This is a genomic window from Vogesella lacus (assembly GCF_979366295.1).
This window is the reverse complement of sequence record NZ_CEETQT010000033.1, coordinates 1-680: the sequence shown is the minus strand read 5'-3', so window position 1 is coordinate 680 and position 680 is coordinate 1. Positions and strand designations below refer to the sequence as shown.

Annotated in this window: 1 protein-coding gene; it reads left to right on the top strand. The window is 56.2% G+C overall.

Going from position 1 to position 680, the window contains the following annotated elements:
* Window positions 1-680: GTP-binding protein (locus ACZ9W6_RS17570; RefSeq protein WP_465192483.1), on the top strand; the 680-nt coding region annotated here is incomplete at both ends.

Below are 680 nucleotides of genomic sequence, written 5' to 3'. Positions count from 1 at the left end.
ACCACTCTGACCGCAGCTATCACCACCATTCTGTCCAAGAAGTTCGGTGGCGAAGCTAAGGACTACTCCCAGATCGACAGCGCGCCAGAAGAAAAAGCACGTGGTATTACCATTAATACCGCTCACGTAGAGTACGAGACCGAGTCCCGTCACTACGCTCACGTAGATTGCCCGGGTCACGCCGACTACGTTAAGAACATGATTACTGGTGCTGCCCAGATGGACGGCGCTATCCTGGTTTGCTCCGCAGCTGACGGCCCAATGCCACAGACTCGCGAACACATCCTGCTGTCCCGTCAGGTTGGCGTACCGTACATCATCGTCTTCCTGAACAAGGCTGACCTGGTTGACGACGCTGAGCTGCTGGAGCTGGTTGAAATGGAAGTGCGCGATCTGCTGTCTTCCTACGACTTCCCAGGTGATGACACTCCGATCGTTACCGGCTCCGCTCGTCTGGCACTGGAAGGTGATCAGTCCGAATACGGCGAACCAGCGATCTTCCGTCTGGCTGATGCCCTGGATTCCTACATCCCGACTCCAGAGCGCGCTATCGACAAGCCGTTCCTGCTGCCAATCGAGGACGTATTCTCCATCTCCGGCCGTGGTACCGTTGTTACCGGTCGTGTAGAGCGCGGTATCGTCAAGGTTGGCGAAGAGCTGGAAATCGTTGGTCTGAAGAA